Genomic DNA, 3,671 nt, shown 5'->3' with positions numbered 1-3,671 from the left:
GTGGTCGAGCCAGCCGGTGGCGAGCCCTGTGCGCAGCGTCAGACCGCCCACCGCCACCGGATCGAGCACCCACGGAGTGCCGTGCTCCCGCGCCGAGCCGATCGCGGCGTGCATGCCCTCCACCTGCTCGGCGGTCGGGTTGCCCACGTTGACCAGAACCCCGGAGGCGACCGCCGCGAAGTCGGCTGCCTCCTCGGGGTGGTCGACCATCGCGGGCGCCGCGCCGGCGGCCAGTAGGACGTCGGCCGTGACCTGGCGGACCACCGAGTTGGTCAGGCAGTGCACCAACGGCTCGGCCCGGCGCATCACCGAGACCAGGTGTGCGATGTCGACAGAGCTGGAACTGGGGCTGGAACCGGAGCCGGGTGCGGACATACCCCCAGTGTGCCGCCCCCGGCCGGACACGGGACGGAATAGGTCCCGCGGGGCGTGGGTTGGACCGGTCATGACCCCCTCCCCGATGCCCCTGTCCGTGATCGATTTCGCCTCCGTCCGTCCCGGTCAGTCGGTCGGGGAGGCGCTGCAGGACTCGGTGGCGTTGGCGCGCAGGGCCGAGGAGTTGGACTACGACCGGGTCTGGTACTCCGAGCACCACAACATGGGGTCCATCGCCTCCTCCGCGCCGGCGGTGCTCATGGCGCACATCGCCTCGCAGACCGAGCGGATCCGCCTGGGCTCCGGTGGGGTGATGCTGCCCAACCACTCGCCGCTCGTGATCGCCGAGCAGTTCGGCACGCTCGCCGAGCTGCACCCGGACAGGATCGATCTGGGGCTGGGCCGCGCGCCCGGCACCGACCCGCAGACGTTCCGCGCCCTGCGTCGCGAACCGTCGGCCGCCGAGCGCTTCCCCGACGACGTGCGGGAACTGCAGGCCTTCCTGGGCGACTCGCCGTCGGACCTCGCCCGCACGCGCGGCATCACCGCGACGCCCGGGCGGGGGACCAGGATCCCCCTCTACATCCTCGGGTCGTCGCTCTTCGGTGCCCAGCTGGCGGCGAAGTTCGGGCTCCCGTACGCGTTCGCCTCGCACTTCGCGCCCGACGCACTCGAGCAGGCCTCGGCCGTGTACCGCGACCGGTTCGAGCCCAGCGACCAGCTGGCCGAGCCGTACATGATCGCCGCGGTCAACGTGGTGACCGACGACGACACCGGGCGTGCGGCCCGCGAGCTGCACTGGTATCGCCGTCAGCGCGTGAAGCTGATGGCCGGACGCGGGCGCCACTTCTCGGACGAGGAGCTGGACATGGTGATGGAGTCGGCAGCCGGTCGCCAGATCCTCCACATGATCACCTACACCGCCGTGGGGGACGGCCCCGAGGTGCGCGATTACCTGCGGGACTTCGCCGAGCGCGCGGGCGCGGACGAGCTGATGATCGCCCCCGTGGGGTCGACCCGCGAGCGTGTCCACGGCACGCTGGAAGTGTTGCGCCGGGCCTGGAGTGACTGAGATGCCGGTCGCCCAGTGCCGTTGGTCACGTATTCGCAACCCGTTCCTGCTCACGGGTGGCCGTGGGTACACGGCAGGCCTAGAGTTGATCCATGGCCATCTCTGATGTAGGCGAGTACGCGCACCTCTCTCCCGAGCAGATCGACGAGCTGGGTCGGGAACTCGACGCGATCAGGGCCGACGTGATCGCCTCGCGCGGGGAGCGGGACTACCGCTACATCCACAGCGTGATCCGGCTGCAGCGGGGGATCGAGCTGGGAGCCCGTGCCGTCCTGTACCTGGGCGCCCGGAACCGCACGGCCTGGGCGCTCGGCACGGGCGGCCTGGCCGTGGCCAAGATCCTCGAGAACATGGAGATCGGGCACAACGTCCTGCACGGACAGTGGGACTGGATGAACGATCCGGAGATCCACTCCACCACCTGGGAGTGGGACCTGGTCGGTAGCTCCGCGGACTGGAAGCACACCCACAACTACCTGCACCACAAGTTCACCAACATCGTCGGGTTGGACGATGACGTGGGGTTCGGCGTCCTGCGGGTCACGCGCGATGTGCCGTGGGAGCCCAGGTACTCCGCCAACCTCCTGGTCAACACCGTGCTGATGCTTGGGTTCGAGTGGGGGATCGGGCTGCAGCACGTGCGATTCCAGGACGCGTTCCCGGGTTCCGGCGCCACGCCCGCCGACCGGCGCACAGCCAAGGCGTTCCTGCGGAAGGCGGGCAAACAGGTCCTCAAGGACTACGTCCTGTTCCCCGTGCTCGCGGGGCCGTCCGGCCGTCAGGCGCTCACCGCCACCGTCACCGCGAACATCCTCCGCAACATCTGGACCAATGCGGTGATCTTCTGCGGCCACTTCCCGGACGGGGCGGAGAAGTTCACCCCCAAGGACGTCAAGAACGAGACGCAGGCCGAGTGGTACCTGCGCCAGATGCTCGGCAGCGCCAACCTCGACGGCGGCCCCGTCATGAACCTCATGTCGGGCAACCTGTCGTTTCAGATCGAGCACCACATGTTCCCCGACCTGCCGTCCAACCGGTACTCCGAGATCTCGCTGCGGGTCCGCGACCTGTGCGAGCGGTACGACCTGCCGTACGTGAGCGGGCCGCTGTGGAAGCAGTACCTGCAGTCATGGCGCACCATCGCCCGACTCTCGCTGCCCGACCGGTACCTGCACCGGACCGCCGACGACGCGGCGGAGACGCGCAGCGAGAGGATGTTCGACCGGATGCCGCAGATGCCGGGCCTGGCGACGGCCCTGGCCGCGTTCCGGAACAAGGGGCGCCCCCAACTGGTCCGCTGACCGCTTTGGCAGACTGTCCGGCATGTCGCTGAAGAGCATGCTGGAGTCCGCCTCGCGCGGCGGGAGCGTCGAGATCTCGGACGGTTGGACGCAGGGCCGCGCGATCTACGGTGGCCTGACTGGGGCCCTGCTCCTCGCGTCGATCAAGGGGCGGCTGAAGGACGCGGCCGGGTCGGGGTCTGGGTCTCCACATCCGTTGAGGTCGTTCACCGTCTCGTTCGTCGGTCCCGCCACGACGGGCGCGGTCGAGGTCCACGCCGAGATTCTGCGGGTCGGGAAGAACGTCACGCAGGCCCAGGCCACGCTGCGGCAGGACGGAGCGATCGTCGCCACGGCGCTCGCGGCGTTCGGGAAGCACCGCGAGTCCACCATCGTGGTGCCACCGAGGCATCCCATGCCGGAGTTGCCCGAGCCCGGGACCATCGAGCCGTTCCCCTACATCGAGAAGATGACCCCGGAGTTCTACCGGTTCCTCGCGTTGAGGCAGGTCGGCGGCGCCCTACCGTTCAGCGGAGCCGAGACCGGAGACCTCTCGGGCTGGGCGCAGCTGCGCGAGGCCCCGGAGGAGTTCCACGAGGAGCATCTGCTGGTGCTCGCGGACGCGTGGCCGCCCGCGACCATCCAGATGCTGTCCGGGTTCGCACCCGCCAGCAGCCTGACCTGGACGCTGGAGCTGGTGGCGGAGATCGGCCCCGACACGATCCCGCCGGAGGCGCTGTTCGCCTACGAGGCGACCACCGATGCCTCCCGCGACGGGTACGCGCACACCCACGCCATGATGTGGCGACCGGACGGGGCCCTGACGGCGATCAGCCGCCAGACCATCACCGTGTTCGGGTGACGGCCGGCGGCTGATCGGTCGGCGGCGGGACTCAGCCGGCGGCGCGGCTGGCCCTGCGTCGATCGCCGCCACGCGGCTGGCC

At 70.0% G+C, this 3,671-nt stretch carries 4 protein-coding genes; 3 read left to right on the top strand and 1 reads right to left on the bottom strand.

From position 1 onward, the window contains the following. Positions 1-375: hydroxyethylthiazole kinase (locus G6018_RS11905; RefSeq protein ID WP_182639706.1), on the bottom strand; the 375-nt coding region annotated here is incomplete at its 3' end. 70 nt (positions 376-445) lie between these two features. Here G6018_RS11905 and G6018_RS11900 point away from each other — a divergent pair. From G6018_RS11900 to G6018_RS11890, 3 genes are all read left to right on the top strand, one after another. Beyond that, a complete protein-coding gene (locus G6018_RS11900; protein WP_182639705.1) occupies positions 446-1,447 on the top strand; it encodes an LLM class flavin-dependent oxidoreductase in 1,002 nt (333 codons plus the stop codon). Positions 1,448-1,539: 92 nt separating this feature from the next. Then, positions 1,540-2,748: an acyl-CoA desaturase gene (locus G6018_RS11895; protein ID WP_182609811.1), complete on the top strand. Its 1,209-nt coding sequence runs from the start codon at positions 1,540-1,542 to the stop codon at positions 2,746-2,748. 22 nt (positions 2,749-2,770) lie between these two features. Then, on the top strand, positions 2,771-3,589 hold the full coding sequence (locus G6018_RS11890) for a thioesterase family protein (RefSeq protein ID WP_182639704.1): 819 nt from the start codon (positions 2,771-2,773) through the stop codon (positions 3,587-3,589). The last annotated feature ends 82 nt before the right edge of the window (positions 3,590-3,671 follow it).

The organism is Dietzia sp. DQ11-44 (genome assembly GCF_014145205.1).
In the GTDB taxonomy this organism is placed as follows: domain Bacteria; phylum Actinomycetota; class Actinomycetes; order Mycobacteriales; family Mycobacteriaceae; genus Dietzia; species Dietzia natronolimnaea.
The sequence above is the reverse complement of the archived record's forward strand: the minus strand, read 5'-3'. Positions and strand labels throughout refer to the sequence as shown.